Source organism: Fimbriimonadaceae bacterium, assembly GCA_019638795.1.
Classification (GTDB): domain Bacteria; phylum Armatimonadota; class Fimbriimonadia; order Fimbriimonadales; family Fimbriimonadaceae; genus JAHBTB01.
This window is the reverse complement of sequence record JAHBTB010000001.1, coordinates 65450-89380: the sequence shown is the minus strand read 5'-3', so window position 1 is coordinate 89380 and position 23931 is coordinate 65450. Positions and strand designations below refer to the sequence as shown.

At 65.9% G+C, this 23931-nt stretch carries 21 protein-coding genes; 18 read left to right on the top strand and 3 right to left on the bottom strand.

Translation table 11 applies throughout. The features are described 5' to 3' along the window. The first annotated feature begins 90 nt into the window (after positions 1 to 90). A complete protein-coding gene (locus KF857_00445; protein MBX3110449.1) occupies positions 91 to 564 on the top strand; it encodes a hypothetical protein in 474 nt (157 codons plus the stop codon). Between the two features lie 66 nt (positions 565 to 630). Next, entirely contained in the window at positions 631 to 1239 is a 609-nt protein-coding gene (locus KF857_00440; GenBank protein MBX3110448.1) for a histidine phosphatase family protein, read from the top strand. On the opposite strand, the gene KF857_00435 is transcribed toward KF857_00440, so the two are convergent. Then, positions 1236 to 1868, bottom strand: coding sequence for a flavin reductase family protein (locus KF857_00435; protein MBX3110447.1), 633 nt, complete (start codon positions 1866 to 1868; stop codon positions 1236 to 1238). The genes KF857_00440 and KF857_00435 overlap by 4 nt on opposite strands. A gap of 51 nt (positions 1869 to 1919) precedes the next feature. Here KF857_00435 and KF857_00430 point away from each other — a divergent pair, with 51 nt between their 5' ends. After that, positions 1920 to 3452: a hypothetical protein gene (locus KF857_00430; GenBank protein MBX3110446.1), complete on the top strand. Its 1533-nt coding sequence runs from the start codon at positions 1920 to 1922 to the stop codon at positions 3450 to 3452. Between the two features lie 47 nt (positions 3453 to 3499). Then, positions 3500 to 5500 (top strand): Zn-dependent oligopeptidase, encoded by a 2001-nt coding sequence (locus KF857_00425; protein ID MBX3110445.1) that lies wholly within the window; start codon positions 3500 to 3502, stop codon positions 5498 to 5500. A 71-nt stretch (positions 5501 to 5571) separates the two neighbouring features. Here the strand turns inward: KF857_00425 and KF857_00420 are convergent, their stop codons facing one another. Together KF857_00420 and KF857_00415 are read right to left on the bottom strand one after the other, a co-directional pair. Continuing rightward, entirely contained in the window at positions 5572 to 6144 is a 573-nt protein-coding gene (locus tag KF857_00420) for a PEP-CTERM sorting domain-containing protein (protein MBX3110444.1), read from the bottom strand. Between the two features lie 92 nt (positions 6145 to 6236). Continuing rightward, entirely contained in the window at positions 6237 to 7628 is a 1392-nt protein-coding gene (locus KF857_00415; GenBank protein MBX3110443.1) for a glycosyltransferase family 4 protein, read from the bottom strand. 374 nt (positions 7629 to 8002) lie between these two features. Here KF857_00415 and KF857_00410 point away from each other — a divergent pair, with 374 nt between their 5' ends. From KF857_00410 to KF857_00345, 14 genes are all read left to right on the top strand, one after another. Then, positions 8003 to 8509, top strand: coding sequence for a helix-turn-helix transcriptional regulator (locus tag KF857_00410; GenBank protein MBX3110442.1), 507 nt, complete (start codon positions 8003 to 8005; stop codon positions 8507 to 8509). Between the two features lie 137 nt (positions 8510 to 8646). Further along, the gene (locus tag KF857_00405) at positions 8647 to 9336 is read left to right on the top strand and encodes an aquaporin (GenBank protein MBX3110441.1); all 690 of its coding nucleotides are present in this window, start codon (positions 8647 to 8649) and stop codon (positions 9334 to 9336) included. A gap of 369 nt (positions 9337 to 9705) precedes the next feature. Continuing rightward, positions 9706 to 10188 (top strand): hypothetical protein, encoded by a 483-nt coding sequence (locus KF857_00400; GenBank protein MBX3110440.1) that lies wholly within the window; start codon positions 9706 to 9708, stop codon positions 10186 to 10188. 2 nt (positions 10189 to 10190) lie between these two features. Beyond that, the gene (gene rsmH / locus KF857_00395) at positions 10191 to 11102 is read left to right on the top strand and encodes a 16S rRNA (cytosine(1402)-N(4))-methyltransferase RsmH (GenBank protein ID MBX3110439.1); all 912 of its coding nucleotides are present in this window, start codon (positions 10191 to 10193) and stop codon (positions 11100 to 11102) included. A gap of 3 nt (positions 11103 to 11105) precedes the next feature. After that, positions 11106 to 11621, top strand: coding sequence for a hypothetical protein (locus KF857_00390; GenBank protein MBX3110438.1), 516 nt, complete (start codon positions 11106 to 11108; stop codon positions 11619 to 11621). Next, positions 11599 to 13542, top strand: coding sequence for a hypothetical protein (locus tag KF857_00385; GenBank protein MBX3110437.1), 1944 nt, complete (start codon positions 11599 to 11601; stop codon positions 13540 to 13542). The genes KF857_00390 and KF857_00385 overlap by 23 nt, the downstream gene beginning before the upstream one ends. Beyond that, positions 13539 to 15044 carry a UDP-N-acetylmuramoyl-L-alanyl-D-glutamate--2,6-diaminopimelate ligase gene (locus tag KF857_00380; protein ID MBX3110436.1) on the top strand — a complete coding sequence of 502 codons (1506 nt, stop codon included), beginning with the start codon at positions 13539 to 13541 and terminating at the stop codon, positions 15042 to 15044. Before KF857_00385 ends, KF857_00380 begins: the two co-directional genes overlap by 4 nt. Beyond that, a complete protein-coding gene (murF, locus tag KF857_00375; GenBank protein ID MBX3110435.1) occupies positions 15041 to 16393 on the top strand; it encodes a UDP-N-acetylmuramoyl-tripeptide--D-alanyl-D-alanine ligase in 1353 nt (450 codons plus the stop codon). The genes KF857_00380 and murF overlap by 4 nt, the downstream gene beginning before the upstream one ends. After that, positions 16390 to 17307 (top strand): hypothetical protein, encoded by a 918-nt coding sequence (locus tag KF857_00370; GenBank protein MBX3110434.1) that lies wholly within the window; start codon positions 16390 to 16392, stop codon positions 17305 to 17307. Before murF ends, KF857_00370 begins: the two co-directional genes overlap by 4 nt. Then, positions 17304 to 18689 carry a UDP-N-acetylmuramoyl-L-alanine--D-glutamate ligase gene (gene murD / locus KF857_00365; protein MBX3110433.1) on the top strand — a complete coding sequence of 462 codons (1386 nt, stop codon included), beginning with the start codon at positions 17304 to 17306 and terminating at the stop codon, positions 18687 to 18689. The genes KF857_00370 and murD overlap by 4 nt, the downstream gene beginning before the upstream one ends. Beyond that, positions 18686 to 19909, top strand: coding sequence for an FtsW/RodA/SpoVE family cell cycle protein (locus tag KF857_00360; protein ID MBX3110432.1), 1224 nt, complete (start codon positions 18686 to 18688; stop codon positions 19907 to 19909). The genes murD and KF857_00360 overlap by 4 nt, the downstream gene beginning before the upstream one ends. Then, the gene (locus KF857_00355; GenBank protein MBX3110431.1) at positions 19854 to 20945 is read left to right on the top strand and encodes a UDP-N-acetylglucosamine--N-acetylmuramyl-(pentapeptide) pyrophosphoryl-undecaprenol N-acetylglucosamine transferase; all 1092 of its coding nucleotides are present in this window, start codon (positions 19854 to 19856) and stop codon (positions 20943 to 20945) included. Before KF857_00360 ends, KF857_00355 begins: the two co-directional genes overlap by 56 nt. Continuing rightward, positions 20945 to 23224 (top strand): D-alanine--D-alanine ligase, encoded by a 2280-nt coding sequence (locus KF857_00350; GenBank protein MBX3110430.1) that lies wholly within the window; start codon positions 20945 to 20947, stop codon positions 23222 to 23224. The genes KF857_00355 and KF857_00350 overlap by 1 nt, the downstream gene beginning before the upstream one ends. After that, positions 23202 to 23918, top strand: coding sequence for a hypothetical protein (locus KF857_00345; protein MBX3110429.1), 717 nt, complete (start codon positions 23202 to 23204; stop codon positions 23916 to 23918). Before KF857_00350 ends, KF857_00345 begins: the two co-directional genes overlap by 23 nt. Positions 23919 to 23931: the final 13 nt, after the last annotated feature.

Genomic DNA, 23931 nt, shown 5'->3' with positions numbered 1-23931 from the left:
TCGACCGGGGAAGTGGCCAGTCCCTTGACCGGTAAGTCTCTTTTCTTCTCTTGCGTGGGCAAGTATCTCCGGCTTCATAATCCCTTACCTATGAGGAGAGTGTTTATTTGGGCCGGTGGGGCCGCCCTCGCCGGTTTGATGGCGGGTTGCGGCGGAAGCAAGGCTCTCGGTATTGACTCGGACGTCGTGGTGCGACTTCTGCGGACAGACGGTACGCAAGACATGCGCAACTACGAGGTGTACATCACGAAGAACGGAGCGACGACGTTCAGCACCGGCAACCATGAAAGCTTCGCCTCGACCAGCAACCGCCCAACGTGGTGTGACGGTTGGTCGGCTAACGCGACAAACACCGAACTGACGCTCAATTTCCGGACGCGAAGTACCCAGACTCCGTACTACGTATGGGTGAAGGTCCCGAACACGGCTTCGCGGTTTGAAACATTGGAACTCCGGATTAACGTGGACCGGACGAACGGCCCGAGCCGTCGGTATGACCTGAACATCAACCAGACCACGCGCCTGCCAAGCGTGCGGATTGAAAGAAACTCGGCGTCGTATTGACCGGCAGTCCCCCTCCTGCCCTGCCGTCAGCAGGGCGGGTGGGGGGCGGATGCTATCCTCTCAGGCATGTTCGCCGCCATCGTCGCCCTCGCCGCCGTCTCCCCGTGCCACCTGACGTTTGTCCGTCACGGCGAGACCGAGGCGAACGCGACGGGCAAGTACAACTCGAAGACGATCAACGTCTTCAGTGAGAAGGGGACAAAGCAGGTCGATGCCTTGACCGTCCTGCTCCGGAAGGAACCGAAGTACGACCTCATCCTGGTCTCGCCGTCACCGCGGGCCCTCAAGACGATCGCCCCGTACCTCCGGGCGACGGGACAGCGGGCGACGGTTTGGCCCTTGCTGTACGAGTGCTGCACGATGAAGAGCACGGGCAAGCCGGCCACCCAGTTCGCCTGGGGCAGCAAAATCACCTTGCCCAAGGACCTTGAGGGGCTATTCAAACTGATGCCCGACATGGACCGCTATCCCTCGTCTCCGACATGGGAGTCGGGTCTCGCCCAAGTCCAAGCGTCAGTGAAGCAGTTCAGGACTCTCTATGCCAGGGGCCGGGTGTTGCTCGTCGGGCACAGCGGCCACGGCGGCCAGTTCCTCTATGGTCTGGACGGCAAACGCAGGCGGTTGGAAAACGCCAAGCCGGTCGAGATCGACGTCCCGTCCGTCGTCAAATCCTAGCCAGGTCCCGGTGCCTTGGGCCTCACGAGGTCGAACACCTGTCCGCCCACCAAGTCGATGTAGCTCGGCCCGCCCAAGCGGGCGATCGGCTGGAGCGCCTGGACCGTCCCGTCGTTCCAGACTGACTCATGGACATGGGCCAAGACCACTTCGCCGACCACGTAGGTCGCCGAGGTGTCGCCGGTTCCGTGGTCAAGGGTCCGGAACAACTTCATTTCAAACGAAACGGGGCTTGCCGCCACGCGGGCGGGGGCGACTTTGACGCTCGGGGCAGAGAGGAACCCGCTGTGCTCCCATTCGCTGGCCTCGGGCGGGAGCTTGGCGCTCGTGGCGTTCATCGCCTCGGCCATCGCGCGGTCGACGAGGTTGATGACGTACTCGCCGGTCGCCTCAATGTTGGCCAAAGTGTCCTTTTTGCGCCCTCCGACGGCCCGGACCGGGCAAAACACGAGGCTGGCCGGGTTCGCCCCGCCGGCCATAAAGAAGCTAAAGGGGGCGAGGTTGGGGGTCCCGTCGTCGGCCAGGGTGCTGACCAAGGCGATCGGCCGGGGAACGACCACACGGCTGAGGAAGTCGTAGGTCGCCGCCACAGTCAGGTCGGCGGGGTCGATCGCGACGGTGGTCGACATGGCCATCCCTTATCTTGACGTCTGCCGCGGCACATACTTGACCACAGGACGATGTTGGCCGCCGTTTTGCTCAGCGCCCTGCCGGCAGTGACGGTCTTTACGGTCACGGTCGACCCTGAGGACACTCGGCCGGTCTCGCCCTATATCTATGGGGCGAACCAGCCTGACTGGGACGCCGCCAAGACCGCTTACCCCTTCGTCCGGCAGGGTGGCAACCGGATGACCGCCTACAACTGGGAGACCAACGCCAGCAACGCGGGAGCGGACTGGCACATGCAGAACGACGGCTACTTGGGCGAGACCGATGAGCCCGGGTGGACACTGCGCAACTTCTTCGAGCCCGCCCAGAGGCACGGGGCCGCCGTGCTCCTCACCGTGCCGTGCGCGGGGTACGTCAGTGCGGACAAGCGCGGTGACGGAGACGTCAAGAAGACGACCGACTACATCCATAAGCGGTTCTTGCCGAGTAAACCGGTCAAACCCGGCCCGTTTGCGGCCACCCCCGACACCAAAGACGGCGTGGTCTATCAGGACGAGATGGTCGCTTGGGTGGAGGCGCACCGCACAAAGGCCACGCCGGTCTGGTACTCACTCGACAACGAACCCGACTTGTGGCACAGCACCCATGCCCGGCTGCGGCCGCTCCCTGTCCAATACGACGACGTCCTCAAGTCCGGGGTCGCGTTCGCGACCGGGATCAAGCGCGTCGCGCCGGACACCTTGGTGTTCGGGCCGGCCAGCTACGGGTGGCAGGGGTACCGTCGGCTCCAGGACGCCCCGGACGCCGACGGTCGTGACTTCCTTGACTTCTATCTGGCCGGGATGCGGGCGGCGGGACACAAGGCGGGCCGTCGGCTGCTGGACGTCTTGGACGTCCATTGGTATCCCGAGGCCCAGGGCGGCGGCAAACGGGTCACGACCGACAGTCCGGGAGGGTCAGCCCTCGCCGAGGCACGGATGCAGGCTCCCCGGTCGCTGTGGGACCCCACCTATGTCGAGACCAGCTGGATCGCCGACAGCCTGGGCAAGAAGCCGATCATGCTCCTTGACTATCTCAAGACGAGGATCGACCGTTCGTACCCGGGCACCAAACTTGCGGTGACGGAATACAACTACGGCGGCGGCCGTGAGCCGAGCGGCCTGGTCGCCCAGGCCGACGTCCTCGGTCTCTTCGGCCGATATGGCGTGTTCGCCGCCGCCAACTGGGGGGTGGACGTCAAGTCGCCCGCGCAGTTGGCCGGGTTCGCCGCGTACCTGAGCTTCGACGGCAAGGGGTCTCGGTTCGGAGACGTCTCGGTGGCCTCGACGTTCACGGAGGCCGGACGACCGGGCGACCCCGCCCTTGCGTCCGTGCACGCCTCTCGTGACAGCGCCGACCCGAAGCGCTGGGTGTTTGTCTTCATCAACCGTTCGGGCCGGGAGGCCGCGTTCAGCCTGCCGTTTGCGGGCCAGGTGCGCGCCTTTGCCGCCGACCCCGCCCGCCCCCACGACCCTCGCCCCCTTCACGTGACCAGGGCGGACGGACACGACCAGGTGAGGGTCTCGTCGGGGTCGGTGGTCACGGTCGAAGTCCGCCGGACTTGAGGGCCCCAGGAAACTCGCTTGCCGCCGTAGTGGGTATTACAGGGGTTATGAAGCCGTACTTCGCCGCTGGCTTGCTGGCCCTCGCCACGCTTTCCGGCGCCCAAGAAGTCCCCGCATCCGTCAAGGCGGCCGTCGCCAAGGCGGACGCAGCCGTCGCCGCCATCGTGAACATCCCCAAAGACCGGCGCACGTTTGAGAACACCATCGGCGCTTTCGACCGCCTGACCGACGACCTCGACCGTTCGACCAGCCTGACCGTGTTCCTTCGCAATGTCAGCACCGACGCCAAAGTCCGGGCCGACGCCGGCGCCGCCGAAGAGTTCCTCGGCGACTACTACGTCGAATTGGGCAAGCGAGAAGACCTCTACAAGGCGGTCAAGGAGTACGCGGACACCAAACCCGACCTCCAGGGCGAGCAGAAGCGGCTGCTTGAGTTCACCCTCCGCGACTACCGCCGGGCGGGCATGGACTTGCCCAAGGACAAGCGTGACCAGGCCGCCGCGTTGGAGAAAGACCTCAACAAGATCGGGTTGGAGTTCGACGAGAACATCGCCGTCGACACCCTGCAACTCCCGTTGACGGAGCAGGAACTGGCCGGCGTGCCCGAAGACGCCCGCAGCGGATGGGTGAAGCTGGCCGGAAGCTACCTGGTGCCGATGACCGGGCCGAACTATTCCGTCATCGTCGACTTTGCCTCGAACCCGGCGACACGCCAGAAGGCGCGGTGGATCTGGTTGCGTCGCGGCGGAGAGAAGAACGTCGAGCTGCTGGCCCAACTCCTCGTCAAGCGCGACCAACTCGCCCACCTGCTGGGCTACAAGAACACCGTCGACTATGAGATCGAGACCCGCATGGCGAAGAACAGCGAGACCGTCGCCAAGTTCTATGCCGACCTGAAGCCGATCCTCGCCAAGAAGGCCGCCCTGGACAAGGCCGAGTTCACCCAAGCCAAGCGTGACGACCTCCATGACCCCAAGGCCGAACTGGACCCGTGGGATTACAGCTACTACAAGCGCGAGCTGCTGGAGAAGAAGTACGCCATTGACAGCGAGAAGATCCAGGAGTACTTCTCCGTCCCCAACGTGCTGAAAGGGTTGTTCGACGTCACCGGGACATTGTTCGGGGTGAGCTACACCGATGTCACCGACCAGGCCGCCAAGCTGGGGTTGCCGGTGTGGCACCCCGACGTCAAGCTCTTCGAGGTCAAGGACAAGGCGTCGGGCAAGCTGCTCGGCCGGTGCTACATGGACCTCTATCCGCGGCCCGGCAAGTACACCCACGCCGCTTGTTGGGGCCTCCAGGTGCACCGGATCGACGAAGACGGGACAGAGCGCCTGCCCCTCGTCGCCCTCGTCTGCAACCTGAACCAACCCCAGGGCGACAAGCCTGCCTTGCTCAGCCATGACGACGTCGAGACCCTGTTCCACGAGTTCGGCCACGGTCTGCACGGCCTCTTCAGTAAGTCACGGTACGCCCGCTTCGCCGGTACGGGCGTCGCCCGCGACTTTGTCGAGGCCCCGAGCCAGATGCTGGAGAACTGGGTGTGGGACCCGGGCGTCCTCGCCACCTTTGCCAAGCACTACAAGACCGGCGAGCCCCTGCCCGCGAACTTGTTGGAAGGGATGAAGAAGGCCCGCACCCTGGGGAGCGGGATCGAGAACCAGGGACAGGTCTATCTCGGTGAGATGGACCAACGCTACCACCTCGCCCCGGGCGGCAAGATCGACACGACCAAAGTCGCCTTCGAGGTCTATGACGAGGACACCGTCTTCAAGCAAATGCCCGGGACGTTGCCCCAGGCGGCGTTTGGGCACCTGGTGGGTTATGAAGGGGCCTACTACGGCTACCTCTGGTCACTGGTCTACGCCCAAGACATGTTCACCCGGTTCGAGGAGAAGGGCCTTCTGAACCCGGAGGCGGGCAAGTGGTACCGCGACCACATCCTTGCCAAGGGCGGGACAGAAGACGAGATGGAGATGCTGAAGGAGTACTTGGGCCGCGCCCCGAAGATGGACGCGTTCCTCAAGAGCCTTGGCTTGAGCGGCTAGGGCACCCTGACCCCAAAAAAAAGCGGCTGCCGTCCCGTGGGGCGGCAGCCGCTTTCTTGTCGAGGATCAAGTCAGGACTTGCGGCGTCGAGCCAAGAAGCCGGCCAGAGCCAACCCTCCGAGGGCCATCGTGGTCGGTTCAGGCACGGAATCCAGTTGCCAAGACATGTCCGCAGCACCGCCGCCGCCCTGAGTCAAGCTACCGTAACCGTTGAAGTTCCCGTTGTCTGAACTCTGCAATCCATTCTCAAGGTGGAAGCCGCTCGTGGAGTAGTCGTAGTCGTTCCCGCTGGTCTCGCATGCCGCGCCGATGAAGTAGGACTGACCGGCGGCGAGAGACCAGTTGACATCGGCACCAGTCAACACGTGGGCCCCGGTGGCCGAACGGAACACCGTCACCTCGTCCAAGATCGAACCGCCACTGTCAGCCAGGAAGAACTTGATGTTTTGATCGACCATGTTCTGACCCTGAAAGGCGACGTGGGACACACCGACTGCACTTCCGGTCGTATTCGTGATGTGCAGGGCGGGGTTGTTACCCTGGCTCCGGTGCGTGGTGTTCGTCCAGTTCGCGGTGTTGTCCCAGAGGGCGGCTTGGCTCAGCGCCGAAGCAGCCAAGCAAGTGATGAGCAACGTGTTTCGCATAATCAAACCTCAAACCACAATAGACCACATTTCTTACAGCGATGGTCACTAGTAGTTTTACTTGATTCCTCAAGACAACCCTCGTTCGGTCGTCAGTCCCCGTCCTGCTCGTCGGGTGCACCGGCGGCAAGGGCCGCGTCTGGGTCGATCTTGACGCTCGGCACCGCGACGTAGGGCATCGGCTTGGGCACGTACGACCCGGTAAGGGCCTTTTCGCGCAGTCGGGCGACGGTGGCCCGCTCCTCGGCCCCCGGAGTGACGGGCCACACCGTCTTGTCCGCCCAATAGGAGCGGAGGAACTCCTCCCAGACCCGCTTGTACACGTCGATCGTCTGGTCGGCGATCTTGCCCCAGTTGAAGTCGTCGTCCAGCCGCTTGCGGGCCGCCTTCTTCAGCTTCTCGGCCCGCACGGGGTCGCGCAGGACGTTGAGGACGGCCCAGGCCAGGCTCTGCGGGTCGCCGGAATAGCAGAGCGTGCCCGTTTTATCGTGGAGGACGACCTCCTTGAGCCCGCCGGCGTCGCTGCTGACCACCGCGGCCCCGGCGGCCATACCTTCGAGGGCCACGATGCCGAACGGCTCATACAGGGAAGGGAAGACGGCGACGTCGGCGCTCCGGAACAGTTGGTGGAGGGAGCGGTTGGCCATGAACCCGGTGAAGAGCACCTTGTCTTGGAGCCCGTACCAGCGCACGAACTTCTCCAGGTTCTCGCGGTTACCGCCGCCGACGATGACAAACTTAGTGTCCGGCTCCTCGCTCAGGATCACGCTCGCCGCGTTCAGGAGGACATGGATGCCCTTCTCGCGGACAAACCTGCCGACGTACATGACGATCTTTTCTTTTGGGGTCGCCAACTTGCCCCGCCATGCCGCGCGCTCCTTCTCGCTCCACTCGAACTCGAACTTGGCGGGCGAGACGCCGTTGAAGATGACGTCGATCTTGTCGTAGGGGGAGTTGAAGTAGCGGTTCACCTCGTGCCGCATGAACTCCGAGCACACGATGACCCGCCAGGCCTCGTAGGTCAGCCAGTACTCCTGCTCGTGGATGTACTTTTGCAGATCGTTGTGGATGCCGTTGTTGCGCCCGTGCTCGGTGGCGTGGACGGTGGCGACCATCGGCAGTTGGTACTCGTACTTGAGGCTCCGCGCCGAGTCGAGCGACAGCCAGTCGTGGGCGTGGAAGACGGTCGGTTGGCCGCCCGGCCGCCAGTCCTCCAGCAGGCGGCGGCACCGCAGGTCGGTGGCCTTGTTGAGCAGCTGGATCTCGTGGACGAAATTGTCCGGTTCGGCCTCCAGGTGGACGCGGTGGACGTGGACGCCGCTCGCCTCGACCTCCTCGTCGGGGGCCAAGGGGGTCGTCTTGGTGACGACGTGCACCTCGATGTCGCGCTTGACCAGTTCTTGCGACAGCTCGTAGACGTGGGGGCTGATCCCGCCGACGATCCGGGGCGGGTACTCCCAGCTGAGCATGATGACGCGGAACATGTGGGCTCATTGTGGCAGGTGCCGCCCTGACCCTGGCACCAGCAAGAAGACGGCGGCCCGAAGGGCCCCGGCTCGATCCGGCCGGGCCCGACGACGGCCCCCCCATAGGGACGAGGCCAAGTCGCGGGAGAAGCGTGCCCCCGTTGCCCAAGCGGTCATCCATCTGAACGACGGGCTCCCGTCTCCCTCCCGTCTCCCTCCCGTCTTCTCCACGAGGCGGGAGAAAGTCGGCGGACAGCGGGGGACCAGGAGGAGGCCGGGCCTATCGCCGGGGCTCCGGCATGGCGAGGGCGGGGCAGACCGGACAGGCCGGGAACGGCAAAACGTCCCAATAATTTCGATATAGATCGAAACATGCCGTATATTAAATTGCGATGACGGACGAAATGACCAAGGCGTCCCTTAAGGCGCTGGCCGACCCCACCCGACTCCATATCGTCGAGTTCCTGTCGCAGATGTGCTGCGGCCGCGCTCCGGTGCGGGAGGACGGCGGCGTGGAAGGGCCGTCGGCAGGCGAGGTGTGTTGCCACATCACGGGGGCCGACAAGATCAATTCGACGATATCGCACCACTTGCACGAACTGGAGTTGGCCGGGCTGGTGAACCTGGAGCGACGGGGAAGAGTGACCGTCTGTTCCCTTCGGCCCGAAGGTCTGCGCCACGTGGCGTCCACTCTGGCCGCTCTGGCGGACGGCGTCTCTAGCCCGTGCTGTGAAGAACCAGGAAAGACAACCATGAAACCAACCAAAGAACATGACCAAGAAGACATGACCGGCCAAGCCACGGACAGCGCGGCCTGTTGCGGTGGCGGCCCAGACCAGTCTGGCTGTTGCTGCGGCACGACCTGTACGGGTTCGTGCTGCGACTGTCCGGACTGCTAGCCGGGCGTCTCCCCCCGACCTGGGGTCGGAGACTTGGCAGCGGCCGGGCCTGGTGGTCTGGTCGCTGCCTTCGTTTATGGAGAAGTATTGACGGGGCCCGGTGCGGTCGGGCCAGTATGGTGGTAGGCGGTGAAGTCGTGTTCCGGAGGTACGCAGCGGAGTTTGTCGGGACGTTCTTCATTGTTTTCATGCCCGTCGCGGTCGGATCGACGGGCCAGTGGCCGGGGGGCGCGTCGGGCTTGGCGGCGGCAGCTTGGGTCTCTGGGCTTGTCCTGACCGCGATGGTCTCTGCCCTCGGGCCGGTTTCGGCGGCCCACTTCAACCCGGCGGTGACGGTCGGCCTCGCTTGCACGGGCCGCTTCCCCTGGTCACGGGTGCCGGGCTATGCGGTCGCGCAGTTTGCCGGTGGATTCTTGGCCGCGTCCACGGCGCGGGCGGTTCTCGGGCAGGTCGGCGGGACGCATGTGCCGGCGGTGGGGATGCTGGGGCAGAGTTTCGTGATGGAGGTGCTGATCACCGCCGCCCTGCTCGTCGTCGTGATGGCGGTGGCGACCGACCGACGGGTCGCCGCACCGACGCCGGCCCTCGCGATCGGCTTGGCCGTGGTCGTCGGCATCATGGTCGCGGGGCCGTTGTCCGGCGGGTCGATGAACCCGGCCCGGTCTTTTGGCCCTGCGGTGGTGGCCGGTGGAGCCCCTTTGGCCAACGTCTGGCTGTACCTCGTCGCGCCAGTGGTGGGGGGCGTGCTCGGCGCATGGGTCTACGAACGCCTGCGGCTTGACCCTGTTTCGGCCCAAAGCGCACCGCCCGACGCCTTCGACGCCTGACCTGGGCGACCAGGTCGAAGAAATTTCCTCCACTTTTCACCACCATCTGTCGGTGGGCGTCGGTCGAGCACCTTCAGGTTCAAATCATCCCACGACAACCCATAAGACCGCCTTGTCGCCCATCTCTTAATAGTAGACATATGCCTACTTATCAGTTAAGCGGGGCGAAACCGTGACGAGTTTCTAGCGAAAAAACACCAAAACATGCCACTAGATGGAAGAAATGTGGTGGTATAGTGGTGACCGGTGGTGAGCGATCCAAGGAATGTGGTCGCGATCTGCTCCGGGCGGGGTGTCCGGGCGAGTTAACAGAAGACCGGCCGCCAGGGACGGCAGCCGGTCTTCTCCCTTCTCAGGAATCGCTGGCTGATGGAAAGCAGAAACGGCATCGACCTGATGAAGTTGATCGGCGAAGAGGAATCGGCGGTCGACGAGAAGGGTCGTGTCGCGATCTCAAAGAAGCAGCGCGACCGGTTGGGGCCCAACTTTGTCATGACCACCAGCGAGTACGGATGCTTGGCCGCCTACCCCGAGGAATCGTGGCAGGCCAAAGTCCAAGAGCTCAGTGAGGTGCCGGTGGGCGACCCGTACCGGGTCGATTACGCCATGTTGTTCCTCGGCCCGGCCGAAGACATGATGAACTGCGACAAGCAGGGGCGGGTGGTCATCCCCAAGCATCTGCGCACGATGGCGAACATCAAGAGCCGCGTCGTGGTCATCGGTGTGGGTGACCGCTACCTGATCTGGGACAAGGAAGAGTACGAGACGTACAAGAGCGACCGGGAAGGCTACAACCGCGAGACTCGTGACCAGGTGCTCGCCTGCTACAACGCGATGCGGAGGAAGAGCTAGGCTTGGCGGCCCCGTGGCACGAGCCGGTCATGGTCGAAGAAGTTTTGCGGGTCATGGATCCCCGGCCGGGGGCCGTCGTGGTGGACGGGACACTCGGCTTGGCGGGGCATGCCCTGCGCCTGCTGGAGAGAGTCGGTAAGGACGGGATGCTGGTCGGCATGGATTGGGACCAGGAGATGCTGAAGATGGCGAAGGAACGCTTAGATGGACAAGAAGGACGGCTGAGCCTCCACCATGGAGACTATCGGACGTTGCCGCAGGTTGTCGGCGCGGCCCTGGCCGAGGCGGGCCGGCCGCGTGGCGTGGACGGCATCCTGCTTGACTTGGGCCTGAACAACGCCCAGATCGAGGACGTGTCGCGTGGCATCACGTTCAGGTCGGAGGGGCCTCTCGACATGCGCATGGACCGTGGCCGGGGTGAGCCCGCCAGCGCGGCCCTCAACCGGATGTCGCCCGCCGAGATTGAAGACGTGCTCTTCGACCTTGGTGACGAGCGATGGGCCCGCCGCATCGCCCAGGTGATCGTCGACCGCCGGAAAAAGCAGCCGCTCCGCACCACCCAGGACCTCGTCGACTGCGTGCTGGCCGCGATCCCGGCGGCCAAGCGAGACAAGCGCATCCACCCGGCCACGCGCACGTTCCAGGCCGTGAGGATTTTCGTCAACAAGGAGCTCGAGGGTCTTGAGGACGCCCTCTTCGCCGCAGGGATGGAGTTGGCCAAGCACGGCGTGATGGTCGTGCTCAGCTACCACAGCGGGGAAGACCGGGCCGCCAAGCATGCCGTCCGGCGGTTGGTCGAGACCGAAGAGTTCCAAGACCTCTACAAGAAGCCCCTGGCGCCGACCCATGAGGAAGTCGCCCGCAACCCCAAGAGCCGGTCCGCCAAGTTGAGGGCGGTCCGAAGGATCCATTAGAACATGAGCGCCGCCCCATTCATTGGTTCCCGCGACCCGCGGGACGTTTACTCTCGGCCCGGACGCCGGAGCACGGCTTCGGCCTCGGTCAGTGCGTCTGCCGTTGACGCGCCCCGCGTGGGCCGTCGGTCTACCGTCGCGCCGGTGGCGACCCCACGGCCTCGGCCACGTGCCCAGGCCACGCCGGCCACGGGCGCCTTGTCTCTGATGTTCAAGTGGTCGGTCGTCGCTTGTTTGGCTGGACTTGCCGTCTACGGGGGCTCGGCCCTCTTCGGCAAGGGCTATGGCGAGTTGGAGCGCCGGTCTTACGCGACATCGACGATTCGGGCCCGGGCCGCCCGTGCCGACGTCACCCGCCTCAAACTTGCCTATGACCGCTTGACCACGGCGGCCTCGTTCCAGTCCTGGGCGCACGAACAGGGTTACGTCCCCCGGCACCTGGGGGCGGTCACTCAGGCTGAAGAGGCGCCCGAAGACGCCGTCGCGGGAGTGCTCGATGAGGCGCGCCAAACCGACTGAGCAGGCGGCCGTCCAGGGCCCGCTGGTCCTGGTCTGCGGGGCGTTCGCTGCGGCGGCCCTCACCCAGGCCATGCCCCAGCTGTTCAACCGGGCAAGGGTCGAGGCCCTTGCCAAGGCCAACCACCGGCAGTTCGTCACCAAGGAGATTCCCGCCCGGCGGGGGAGCATCGCCACATCCGACGGCAAGGTGTTGGCCCAAAGCGTCGACTCGTTCGAGCTAGGGGTCTCCTTTGCCAAATCACCGCGGTCTCCCGGGTTTGCGGTGGAGATGGCGGCGGCGACCGGGCTGCCCGCCAGCGAGTTCGACGGCAAGGCCACCGGCAAGTACAAGATTTTTCAGGAGCCGTTGACCGGCGCCCAGGCGTCGGCGGTGCGCGACGTCCGCCGCCGGTGGCGGGCCGACGGGGTCTCGCTCGTCCCCGTTCTCAACCGCCAGTATCCGATGGGCGACGCGGCGAGCAACATCGTCGGCATCGTCCGTGGAACCACCGGGGTCACCGGCTTTGAGAGCTCCTTGGACAAAAAGTTGGCCGGGACGCCGGGTGAACTGGAGGGCATGGTCGACCGGACCGGCCTCTTCATGCCCAATGACAATGTCAAGGGCACGGAGGCGTCCGACGGCGCCGACGTCGTCCTGACGATCGACTCCCGGTTGCAGTCGGTGGCGGCGGCGACCTTGCGGGACGCTGTCGAGAAGCATGCCGCGACGCGGGGTAGCGCGGTGGTGGTGGACCCCCGCACCGGCGACGTCTTGGCGATGGCCAGTTGGCCGTCCTACGACCCCCAGGGCTCGATCCGACCGGGCACCGACATCGAGGCCGGGTCCATGGTCGTCCTTGAGCCCGGTTCGACGTTCAAAGTTTTGACGCTGGCCGAGGCCCTCGACACGAAGGCAGTGGCCCCCGACTGGCAGTCGGTCTGTCCGGGCCAAGTCGAGATCACCAAGGGACATTTCGTCAAGTGCGACCTACACCACGGGAACCGTGCCCACGGCCCGGTCGACTTGGACAAAGCCATCGCCAAGAGTTGCAACGTCTCCGCCGTCGCCTGGGCGCAGGCGGTGGGCCGGGAAAAGATGATCGACATGATGAAGAGGCTTGGCCTCTTCGAGCGGCCAGGGCTCGAACTGCCCGGCGAGGTGCGCGGGCGCTACAACACGAAGGACGCCGGCTACAAGATGCAACTCGCCAATTTTGGGTTTGGCCAGGCCCTGACCGCCACCCCGGCGGCCCTGGCGGGAGCCTACGCCACGTTGGCGAACCATGGCCTGCGGATGCCGTTGCGACTCGTCAAGTCGGTCGGCGGCAAGGAGGCCCCCGCCGGTCAGGGCGAGCGGGTGTTTTCCGCCGCGACCAGCGACCTTGTCCGGAGCTACATGCGGTCGGTCGTCGAGATGGGTTACGGAACAGGGTTCGGCCTGCGGGTGGACGGCTATCCCCTCGCGGGCAAGACGGGCACAGCCCAAAAGGTCGGCCCCCACGGCCCGGCCGGCCATGTCAGCAGCTTTGTCGGGTTCGTCCCCGCCGACGACACCCGGGCCGTCATCCTCGTGATGGTCGACGACCCCCAGAAGGGCGGGTACTACGGCGCCGAAGTCGCGGGGCCGGTGTTCCATGAGATCGCCAAGGCTGTCGTGAAGCGGTTTGCCCTTGCCCCGGCCCCGAGGGTGCCGGTGACCAAGGCGACGACGATCGACCCGGTGGCCGCCCCTCCGGTCTCGGCCCGGGCCGACAAACCGGCAAAGGTGGGCGCACCTCCGGCTGCGACCCGGTTGAAGAAACCGACGAAGGCGCCGACCACCGGCAAGCCGGCGAAGGCGACGAAGATCGTCAAGCCCACCAAGAAGCCGACCTCGCCTGCCGCCACCAAGTCGCCTTCCCGCCTAAGGAAGTCACCGGCCAGCGGTACGATTCGGCCGTGATTTCTGGCCAGTGGCCCGGCCTCTTGACCGCACTCGGTGTGCGCCCGGACGAATGCGCCGGCCCCGGCCCGCGCCGCCCGCTCGAACGGGTCGTGGCGGACTCGCGGCAGGTGCGGCCGGGCGACCTCTTTGTCTGTATGCCGTCGCGGAGCCGCGACACCCATGTCTTCCTCGACATGGTCGCCAAGGAAGGAGTGGAGGCGGCGGTCGTCCATTCTGCCGCCGGCCTCGTCGCCGCCTCGGACGCCGGTCTGTCGGCTCTGCTTGTCGACCCCCGCCCCCAGCGGTTCTTCACGGCCGTCGCCCGGGCGTGCCGGCACGTGGCCGGCGACTTGACCGCCGGGTTGCGGGTGGTCGGCGTGACGGGGACGAACGGAAAGACGACGACCGCGTGGATGGTGCGTCACGCCTTGTCGACGCTTGGGCGGAGGACGGCCTACCTGGGGACGCTGGGCTACGAAGACCCGGCCGGCCATGTCCCCCTGGAGAACACGACACCGTTCCCGGCCGATCTGTGGGGCCTGTATGGCTTGGCGGTCGAGAACGGTTGCGACGACCTCGTCATGGAGGCGTCGAGCCACGCCCTATTTGAGCGGCGCTTGGCGGGGACGCGCTTTGACGTCGGCGTCTTCACCAACCTGACGCAAGACCACCTCGACTTCCATGGCTCGATGGCCGCGTACGCGGACGCGAAGAAGCTCCTCTTCACCGAATACGCCGCCGCGTCAGAAAAGCCGTTCGTCGCCGCGTTGAACCTGGCCGACCCGGTCGCCGCCGCATGGGCCGGTGAGGTTCCGTGCCGGGTCTTGGGCTACGGCACAGAGGAGTCCGACCTCGTCGTCACCGCCCCCGACGTCGCGGTCGACGGGATCACCCTCAAGGCCGCCTACGAAGGGCGGTCGCACACCGCGCGCCTGCGGTTCGGCGGACTCTTCAACGTCGAGAACGCGACTTCGGCCCTTGCCGCCCTGCTGGCCCTCGGGAACCAGTTGCCCGAGTCTTTGGACGCCCTCGCCCAGGTGAGCCCCGTCCCCGGTCGGTTCGAGGCGGTCACCAACGACAAGGGTATCGGCGTCATCGTCGACTATGCACACACCCCCGACGCCTTGGAGCAGCTCCTGAAGTCGTCGCGGAAGCTGGGGCCCGCCCGGATCATCACCGTCTTCGGTTGCGGGGGCGACCGGGACCGCACCAAGCGGCCGAAGATGGCGGCGGTTGTCAGCGCGAACTCGGACGTGAGCGTCGTCACGAGCGACAACCCAAGGACCGAGGACCCCGCGGCGATCTTGGCCGAAGTCGCTTCGGGTTTGCGGCCCGGCGCGGAAAGTGTGCAGATCATCGACCGGCCCGAGGCGATCACCGCGGCGATCGCGATGGCGCGACCAGGCGACCTCGTCGTGATCGCAGGGAAGGGCCACGAGGACTACCAGATCATCGGCCGGACCAAGCACCCCATGGACGACCGGCTTCTGGCCCGTGCAGCGCTGGAGGCCCGGCCATGACGATTGGAGACCTGGCCCGTCGGCTCGGCGGGGAAGCCCACGTCGAGGAGCCTGGTCAGCTAGTCAAGGGCTTTGCCACCGACTCCCGCGAGGCCGCGCCGGGGGTCGTCTTCCTCGCGATCAAGGGTGCCAACGTGGACGGCCACGACTTTGTCTCCCGCGCCCTTATGGCGGGGGCGGTCGCCGTGGTCGTCGAGCGCCCCGTCCCCGGCCCGCATGTCTTGGTCGAGGACCTGGTCCAGGCGCTGGCCCGGTTTGGCCGCTCCTTCCGTTCCGAGTTCACCGGACCGGTGGTCGGGATCACCGGCAGCAACGGCAAGTCCACGACCAAGGAGCTCGTCGCCGCCGCGCTTGCTCCGCTTGGGCCGGTGCTGAAGAACGAAGGCAACCGCAACACGGAGTTCACCTCGCCCCTCCTCTGGGCAAACCTGACCCCCGAGACTCGCTCGGTGGTGGTCGAAATGGGCATGCGCGGCTTTGGCCAGATCGACCATTTGGCGTCGGTCGCCCAGCCGACGGTGGGTCTCGTGACCATGGTGGGCACGGCCCATGTCGAGATGGTGGGGAGCCGGGCCGGGATCGCGCGGGCCAAGGCGGAGATGCTTGGCCACCTTACCGGGATCAAAGCCAGCGTTTTGCCGATGGACGACGACTTCTTCCCCGAACTGGCGTCGCGTGCCCCAGGTCCGGTCCGGACGTTCGGCACAAGCCCGGACGCGGAGTGCCGGGTCGTGGGCTATCGTGCCGTCGGTCTCGAAGGGTGCCACGTGATGGGGCGTCTGGACGGGCAAGAGTGGCAGGTCGAACTGCCGATGGTCGGGAGGCACCAGGCCAACAACGTCGCCGCCGCCATCCTCGCCGCCCACACCTGTGGGGTCCCCGTGCAAGAGGCGGCATCTGCAGCGGCCTCTGTCGAGCCGATGCCAATGCGGATGCAGGTTGTTGAACGCGACGGGGTCAGGTTCTTGGTAGACACCTACAACGCTTCGCCTGACTCGACGGTGGCGGCGATGCGGTCTCTCGCGGACACCCCGGTCGAAGGCCGCCGCCTTGCCGTGTTGGGAGAGATGAAAGAGTTGGGCGGCCAGACCGAAACCGGCCACCGCCAGGTCGGCGCGGTGCTGGCAACGTTGCCGTTCGAGCGTGTCCTCCTCACCGGTGGCGCGACCTGCTTCATCGGAGACGAAGCGACGAAGGTCGGGTTCAGCCCCGACAAGATCGACGCCGACGAAACGCTGGACCTTGACCACGTGCGCCGCTTTCTCGCCTCGGCCCGTCCTGGAGACGTGGTCTTGTTGAAAGGCAGCCGCGCCCTCGGGCTAGAAAGGGCGCTGGAGGGGACGGCGTGATCCGACCAGCCGACCTGGTGCCGTTTTTTGTCGCTTTCGTCGTCGCGGCGGTGGCGTCTCCTTTCGTCATGAAGGCGTTGGTCGCCGCCAAGAGCCGCCAAAACGTCAGCAAGCATATTCAGGAGCACGCCCACAAGCAAGGCACCCCGACGATGGGAGGGATCATCATCTTGGTCGGTTGGGTCGCGGGGAGCGTCGCGGTGCCGACGGCCAAGCTTTGGCCCGCGCTCGCCACGATCGTCCTGTTCGCCCTGATCGGTTACATTGACGACTTCCTGGTGCCCCGCCTCAAAACCGGGTCTCGGGGCCTGAGTTGGGGGCCCAAGCTGGCGATGCAGGTGGTGGCGGCCCTTCCCGCCACGTTGACGCTAGGGTCGACGAACATCGCCCTGGTGGCGGGCATGGTGGTGTGGGTGCTCTTTTACGCCAACGCGTTCAACTTTTCCGACGGACTGGACAATCTCTCGGGCGGCATCGCGATGTGGACGGTCGTGGGGGTCCAGGCCCTGTCGGTCGGACACCTTGATCCGGTCCTCACCGCCCTTTTCGGCGCCGTGCTGCCCTTCATGGTCTGGAACGCTCCGCCGGCCAAGGTGTTCATGGGTGACGTGGGTTCATTGCCCATCGGCGCCTACTTCGGGTTGGCGACGTTTAGTTTGGCCGTCCCTGACCCCGCCACATTTGTGCCGAAGGTGGCCGTGCTCGCGGGCATGATGTTCGCGATGATCGTGCCCGTGGTCGTCCAGATCGGCGGCGTCAAGGTGTTCAAGCGTCGGTTGCTGCCCTTCAAAACGCCGGTCCACCACGGGTTCCAGGAGAAGGGCTGGGACGAGCCAAGGATCGTGCGGCTGTTCCACGTCGCCCAGATCCTGTGCTCGGCAGGCGCAGTCGCTATCGGAGGCGTGCCCAAGTGACGGGCCGCGACCGGTTTCTGGGGGCCCGGGTCGCCGTCGCGGGTATGGGAGTGAGTGGTGTCGCGGTGGCCGAAGCGTGTGGCCAACTGGGTGCCCGGGCGACCGTCTTCGAACAGCGGCCGGGCGACCTGCCGGCCCTTCTCGACGTCACCGAAAAGCTCCAGGCCCAAGAGATCGAGGTCGTCACCGGTTGGAACGGACGCCTTGACGCCGCCGACTATGACCTGCTTGTCGTCTCCCCGGGGTTCCAGCGGGAGCATCCGTGCGTGCAGGACATGGCGGGCCGAGAGGTCATCAGCGAGGTCGAGTTCGCGGGGCGCGTCGCCCGGGCTCCAATCTTGGCGGTCACCGGGACAAACGGAAAGAGCACGACGGTCGCGATGCTCTACACGATCCTCCGCGCCTCGGGGCGTGAGGCCATCTTGTGCGGCAACATCAGCGGGAGCGGGTTCCCCGAGGAGCCCCTGACCCGCGCGGCGATGCGCGCGGACGAGGACGCTTTCCTCGTCGCCGAGGTCAGCAGCTTCCAACTGGAGTTCGTCAAGACGCTCCGGCCCCGGGTCGCCGCGTGCACCAACGTCACGGCCGACCACATGGACCGGCACCCCAGCTTCGACGACTACTTTGAGACGAAGATGCGGCTGTTTGAAAACATGGGCACCGGCGACACCATCGTGGCGAACGTGGACGAGCGGTCGGTCCCGGTCAGCCGGTTACGCAAGCCCATGTCGCACGGGGCAAAGCTGGTCCTTGTCTCGCCACGCGGCCACGGTGTCGGGGAAAACGCCTCGGTCAAGCGCACGACCGATAAGCTGTGGATCAACGAAGAGTCCTTTGGGCTCGACGAGCTTCTGATTGTCGGCGAGCACAACCTGGCCAACGCGATGGTGGCCTGGGAGATGGCGCGGGCGGTCGTCAAGCCGACGCTCGCGGCGGTTTCGGGCCTGACGACTTTTCCCGGGCTCAGCAACCGCATGGAATTGGTCGGGCGACGCAACGGAGTCACCGTCATCAACAACTCGATGTGCACGAACCCGGCCGCCGTCGTCGCCAGTTGCATGGCGCTCAAAGCCCGGCAGCACGTCATCATGGGCGGCAAGACCAAGAACCTCGATTTTGCGCCGGTCGCCCGGTTCCTGGAAAACACCGACGACCAGGTGTATTTGTTCGGGCCGAGGGCCGACCACCTGAACGCGATGCTCGGGGGTGGGTGGCCCGCGTATAATAGTCTGAGAGAAGCGTTCCAGGCGGCGGTCGCCGGCGCGGCCGCGGGCGAGGTCATCGTCCTCTCGCCGGGGTGCGCGAGCGCCGAACCGTTTGCCGACTTCCGCGAGCGCGGCGAAGCGTTCAGAAAGATAGCCAAGGAGTGGCTAGGGACATGAAGAAGACTCAAGGACAGAGCGACCACGTCTTGACCATCCTCGCGTTTATGGCGACCTTGGTCGGCCTCCTTGCCGTGTGGGACTCAGGCTACGCCAGGGGTGCCGCCAACGGCCAAATTGTCCCCCGGGAGCTTCAGGGACAGATCGTCTTCGCAGCCGTGTCCGTGCTAGGGGCCGTCTTCATCAGCCGGGTGCGGCCCGGCAACCTCAAACGGTTCGCCTTCCTTGGCGTCTTGGCGGTGGTCGTGGGTATGGCGCTGGTCGACGTGCCTGGTCTCGGCAAGGAGATCAACGGGGCTCGCCGCTGGCTCGATTTCCGGGCCTTCACCGTCCAGCCCGCCGAGTTCGCCAAGCTGACTGTCGTCCTTTTCTTGGGGGCGATGCTGGCGGTGTGGAAGCCGGTGAAGGCCAAGGTGACCAAACACTGGGGGGAGACCCTCGACCGCGTGTGGGTCCCTCGGATCGTCCGGGGACTCCCCGCGCTGTTCATCGTGCTGACACTGCTGATGATCGAGCGCCAGCGCGACCTGGGCACCATGCTCGTCGTGGTCAGCGCAGGCTTCGGGGCCTTGGTCGTCGCCCAGGTGGACAAGAAGCTGCTCGCCACTCTCTTTGTCGCCATGACCATCGCGACAGGGGTGTTCGTCTTCAAGGAGTCGTACCGGGCCGACCGCTTCGCCAACCACCTGCACCGCTGGAGTAGCGAGAACGCCGACGACGCCGGCTACCAGACGACCCAGAGCGAGTCGGCCCTTGCGAGGGGCGGCCTGTTGGGCGTCGGGTTGGGGAACGGGAAGGCCAAATATGTCCTGCCTGCCCCGACGACCGATTTTGTCTTGGCGACGGTGGGCGAGGAGTTCGGGCTCGTGGGTTCGCTGGCAGTCATCGGCTTGATCGGCGCGGTGTCGTGGCGGCTCATGGTGCACGCGCTGGCGCGCGAGGACGTGTTCGGCCGGGCCGTGCTGGGCGGGGTCTCGAGTTGGATCGCGATCCAGACCATGGTCAACGTGATGATGGTGAACGGGGCCGCGCCGCCCGTCGGAGTGCCGTTGCCCTTCGTCAGTGCGGGTGGTTCGAGTCTCGTCGCCCTGTGGGTGGCGGTCGGCGTGTGCCAGTCGGTGCTCTGTGGCGATCCCGTGAGAGCGCATGCCAAGGAGGGGGCAGATGAGATTGATCGTGACGGGTGGCGGCACGGGCGGCCACGTGTTTCCCGCGCTTGAGACTGCCCTCAGCGCCCGCGACGAAGGCTGGGAAGTCCAGTTCTACGGGGCCGCCCGGGGCCACGAGGTCGGCGCTTGCGCAAAGGCGGGGATGTCGCTCCGCACGTTTGACGCCCGGCCCGTCTACAAGCCGCTGTCCCTCAAGGGGCTGCGGTCCATACTGACCTTGGTCCGGGCGACCGGCCAAGTGCTGAGGGCATTTGATGAAGACCGTCCCCAGGCCGTCTTTGCCACGGGCGGCTTTGCCGCGGCGCCGGTGATGAACGCCACCCGAAAGCGCAAGGTGCCCCTGGTCGTCCACGAGCAGAACACCGTCCCCGGACGGACCAACCTGATCCTGGGCCGCGACGCCTATGCGGTCTGCACCGCCTTCCATGGCACGGCGCGCCATTTCAAGGGAGCGAACGTGCAACGCACCGGCATGCCCGTACGGCGCGCCCTGCGGCAAAGCGCCCAAGGCCGTCTGAGTCTGGAGCACGGCCACGGCTCGGCGTCCCCGGTGGTCTTGGTCATGGGAGGGTCGCAGGGCAGTTCGGCCCTGAACGACATGGCCCTCAGCACGGCCGTGCGCATGGCCAAGAGCGAAGTGCAGTGGCTCCATGTCACGGGGACGAGCCACTTCGACGTCACCCACGACTCGCTGCAACGCATGGCGGTGCGGAGCGACTATAAGGTCCGCGCCTACCTGGACTCCGACGAGATGGCGGCGGCCCTCTTTGAGTGCTCCTTGGCGTGGTGCCGGAGCGGGGCCGGGACGATGGCCGAGCTTGCCGCCTTCCGCAAGCCGTCGTTGCTCGTGCCGTACCCGCACGCCTTCGGCGACCACCAACGCCACAACGCCCTCGAGTTCGTCGCCATGGGGGCGGCCGAGATGGTGGCGCAGGGCGACATGAACCCGGCCCAGGTCGAGGCGCGTATTCTGAGTTGGTTGATGGACACCGACCGGCGTGACGCCGCCGCGAAGGCCTTGGCCGAGTGGGACGTGCCGGACGCGGTGCCGCGCATCCTGTCCATCATCAAAGAAGCGGCTGACTGATGCGGACAAAACAAGAGATCGAGACTGAGTTTCGTGACCGGAGCGGCCTGGACTCGGCCCAGGCCTTCTTCCTCGTCGGTGTCGGCGGGGCAGGCATGAGCGGGATCGCCCGCCTGTTGCTGGACAAAGGATGCCGCGTCAAGGGGTCTGACTCGACGGCCTCACCGCTGACCGAGGAGTTGGCCTGGGCGGGCGTCGATGTCCACATCGGCCACACCGGCAAGGGACTGGATCCCGGGGACGCGTTGGTCCTCTCGGACGCCATCGACCTACACACGTCGCCCGAACTTGCGCGGGCCAAGGAGCTTGGCGTCCCGGTGTACCGACGATCCCAGGCGTTGGGTTGGTTGCTCCAGGGGCTGAAGGTCGTCGCCGTCACGGGGACCCATGGCAAGACGACGACGACCGGCATGGTCGCGGCCGGGATGAGGGCGGCAGGCATGGACCCGACGGTGGTCGTCGGTGCTGAAGTGCCGGAGTTTGGCTCGTCGGTGGTCGTCGGCAAGGACCCGTGGGCGGTCGTCGAGGCGTGCGAGGCCTACGACTCCTTCCACGACCTTGACCCTCATATCGTGGTGCTCACCAACCTGGAGCTCGACCATGTCGACTTCCACGAGAACTACCAGAACCTTCTGGCAAGCGTGGTCCGCTTTGTCAAGACGATCCCGCTGGGCGGCACCTTGGTCCATTCGGACCAGAAGGGCGCGGCGGAGGTCGGGGCGCTTCTCGGCAGGAACCAGAAGGAGTACGACGTGACGACCTTCGGCCGGATGGCCCCAGGCCTCACGTTGTCGTCTCCGGGGGTGCACAACCGGGCGAACGCGGGGGGCGCCCTCCTCGCTTGCGTGGAGGCGGGCGCAGACGTGGCGAAGGCGGCGGAGGGCATCGCCAAGTTCCATGGTGCGAAGCGGCGGCTCCAGGTTGTCGCCACGGTCAAGCTTGCTGGACAAGGGGACGAGGCCGGCGTCACTGTCGTCGACGACTACGCCCACCACCCGACCGAGATCGCGGCGAGCGTGGCCGCGCTGCGCGAGAAGTTTCCCGGGCGGCGACTGCTCGTCGTCTTCCAACCTCACCTTTACTCCCGCACCAAGGACCAATACGACGCCTTCGCCCAGGCCCTTTCGGCGGCCGACCTGGCCGTCGTCACCGACATCTACCCTGCGCGTGAAGAACCGCTGCCCGGCGTCAGCGCCTTGCGCGTCGTCGAGGCCCTGACATGCCCGTTCGCCTATGTCCCCTGCCGCCACCTGTTGCCGCGTGAGGTCAGAAAGCTCGCGTTGCCTGGAGACGTGGTCGTGGGTATGGGGGCGGGGAACATCGAAGAGTTTGTCCCCGCGTTCATCAGCGAGGCCGCCCGCGGGCCGGTGCGAAGGGTGGCAGTGGTCGCGGGTGGAGACTCACCCGAGCGTGAGGTCAGCCTGCACAGCGGGCGCGCCGTGCTTGGCGCCCTCGAGCGGCTCGGATACGACGCCTACCTTGTGGACGTGGCCGACCTTCTGCTGGGACGTGGCGACCTGAGCAAGTTGACCGGCAATGACCGCCCGGACGTCTGCTTCCTTGCTGTCCACGGTGTCCGGAGCGAGGACGGTGCGTTGCAGGGACTCCTCGAGTGCGCCCACCTGCCCTATACGGGCAGCGGTGTCCTTGCAAACGCTTTGGCCATGGACAAGGACATGACCAAGCAGGTCTTGGCCCGGGCCGGTGTCCCGGTCGCGAAAGGGATCCTGCTCCGTGCCGGTGACCCGTTGCCGGAGTGGCCCGCGCCCCTCGTCGTCAAGCCCAACGCCCAAGGATCGACGGTCGGCCTGACCTTCGTCAAGCGTGACGGCGAACTCGCCGGAGCGGTCGAGAAGGCCCTGGCCTACGGTGACGAGGTCCTCGTCGAAGAGTTCCTTGAAGGCGTGGAGATCACGGTGCCCTGTCTGGGTGGGCGTGTCTTGGCCCCGATCGAGGTCGTTCCGGGGAGTGGGGAATACGACTTTGCCACCAAGTACACCCCCGGCGAGGCGACGAAACACTGTCCCGCCCGCATCAGTGAGGCTGACACCAAGTCGGCCCAGGATTACGCTGTCCGGGCGGTGAAGGCCCTGGGATGCCGGGGCGTCACTCGGACGGACATGATCGTGACGGCGCGTGGGCCGGTCGCCCTGGAAGTCAACACCTTGCCGGGCATGACCAGCACCAGTCTGGTGGCGATTTCCGCCCAGAACGCCGGCATGACCTTCGACGACCTTGTGGAATGGATGGTCTGCGATGCGGCGCGCCAAGAAGTCTAGAAGGCCGTTGAACTGGGCCGTGCCGCTGTGGGCCGCCTTTGCGGCGTCGGTGGCGGCGGGGATGTGGTTCAGTCCCTTGACCGCCCCGCGAAAAGTCCGCGTCGTCGGCGCGCGCCCCGACGACCACGTGGCTGTGACCCAGGCCGTGCAGAGCCTGACCGGCACGCCCTGGGCCAGGGTCAACCGCCATGACTTGGAGGAGCTTGTCCGTCGTGTCCCGGACATCGCCGCGGCCCGGTACGAGGGCAACGTCTTCGGCCGTGGGGTGCTTCGGATCACGTACCGGAACCCGGCCGCCGTCGTCGACGGGGCCCGTCCCGCCTTGTTGAGCGACCAAGGGGACGTCTACGCGGGCCGGCACCGACCATCCGGACTGGTCCATGTCGCGCTGCCGCCGGACGGCGAGGGGCCATGGAGTCTCCTGACCAACCCGCTGCCCGCCCGTGATATCGCCTGGTTGGCCCTCCAACTAAGATCACGGTTTCCTGACACGTTGTGGACTATCAACATCGACGCCAGGTCAGTCATAATTCTTAGTCCAAGTAAAGGCCCCCGTGTGGTGCTCGGGACGTCGGAGAGGCTGCAAGAAAAGGTCGACGGGCTGGCAAAGATCCTGTCCACCCAACCTGACATCGTGCGTTCGGCCTCGGTGATCAACCTGACCGCGCCAGACCAACCGGTGTACAAGCCTTGAACTTGGCCGTCCG

What these genes read in the sequence shown, in the direction of transcription:
- KF857_00440 (MBX3110448.1), top strand. Translation starts at nt 631, where the DNA reads ATGTTCGCCGCCATCGTCGCCCTCGCCGCCGTCTCCCCGTGCCACCTG.
- KF857_00420 (MBX3110444.1), bottom strand. Translation starts at nt 6,144, where the DNA reads ATGCGAAACACGTTGCTCATCACTTGCTTGGCTGCTTCGGCGCTGAGC.
- KF857_00345 (MBX3110429.1), top strand. Translation starts at nt 23,202, where the DNA reads ATGCGGCGCGCCAAGAAGTCTAGAAGGCCGTTGAACTGGGCCGTGCCG.
- KF857_00425 (MBX3110445.1), top strand. Translation starts at nt 3,500, where the DNA reads ATGAAGCCGTACTTCGCCGCTGGCTTGCTGGCCCTCGCCACGCTTTCC.
- KF857_00400 (MBX3110440.1), top strand. Translation starts at nt 9,706, where the DNA reads ATGGAAAGCAGAAACGGCATCGACCTGATGAAGTTGATCGGCGAAGAG.
- murF (MBX3110435.1), top strand. Translation starts at nt 15,041, where the DNA reads ATGACGATTGGAGACCTGGCCCGTCGGCTCGGCGGGGAAGCCCACGTC.
- KF857_00385 (MBX3110437.1), top strand. Translation starts at nt 11,599, where the DNA reads ATGAGGCGCGCCAAACCGACTGAGCAGGCGGCCGTCCAGGGCCCGCTG.
- KF857_00435 (MBX3110447.1), bottom strand. Translation starts at nt 1,868, where the DNA reads ATGTCGACCACCGTCGCGATCGACCCCGCCGACCTGACTGTGGCGGCG.
- KF857_00350 (MBX3110430.1), top strand. Translation starts at nt 20,945, where the DNA reads ATGCGGACAAAACAAGAGATCGAGACTGAGTTTCGTGACCGGAGCGGC.
- KF857_00355 (MBX3110431.1), top strand. Translation starts at nt 19,854, where the DNA reads ATGAGATTGATCGTGACGGGTGGCGGCACGGGCGGCCACGTGTTTCCC.
- KF857_00360 (MBX3110432.1), top strand. Translation starts at nt 18,686, where the DNA reads ATGAAGAAGACTCAAGGACAGAGCGACCACGTCTTGACCATCCTCGCG.
- KF857_00445 (MBX3110449.1), top strand. Translation starts at nt 91, where the DNA reads ATGAGGAGAGTGTTTATTTGGGCCGGTGGGGCCGCCCTCGCCGGTTTG.
- KF857_00430 (MBX3110446.1), top strand. Translation starts at nt 1,920, where the DNA reads ATGTTGGCCGCCGTTTTGCTCAGCGCCCTGCCGGCAGTGACGGTCTTT.
- KF857_00390 (MBX3110438.1), top strand. Translation starts at nt 11,106, where the DNA reads ATGAGCGCCGCCCCATTCATTGGTTCCCGCGACCCGCGGGACGTTTAC.
- KF857_00415 (MBX3110443.1), bottom strand. Translation starts at nt 7,628, where the DNA reads ATGTTCCGCGTCATCATGCTCAGCTGGGAGTACCCGCCCCGGATCGTC.
- KF857_00410 (MBX3110442.1), top strand. Translation starts at nt 8,003, where the DNA reads ATGACGGACGAAATGACCAAGGCGTCCCTTAAGGCGCTGGCCGACCCC.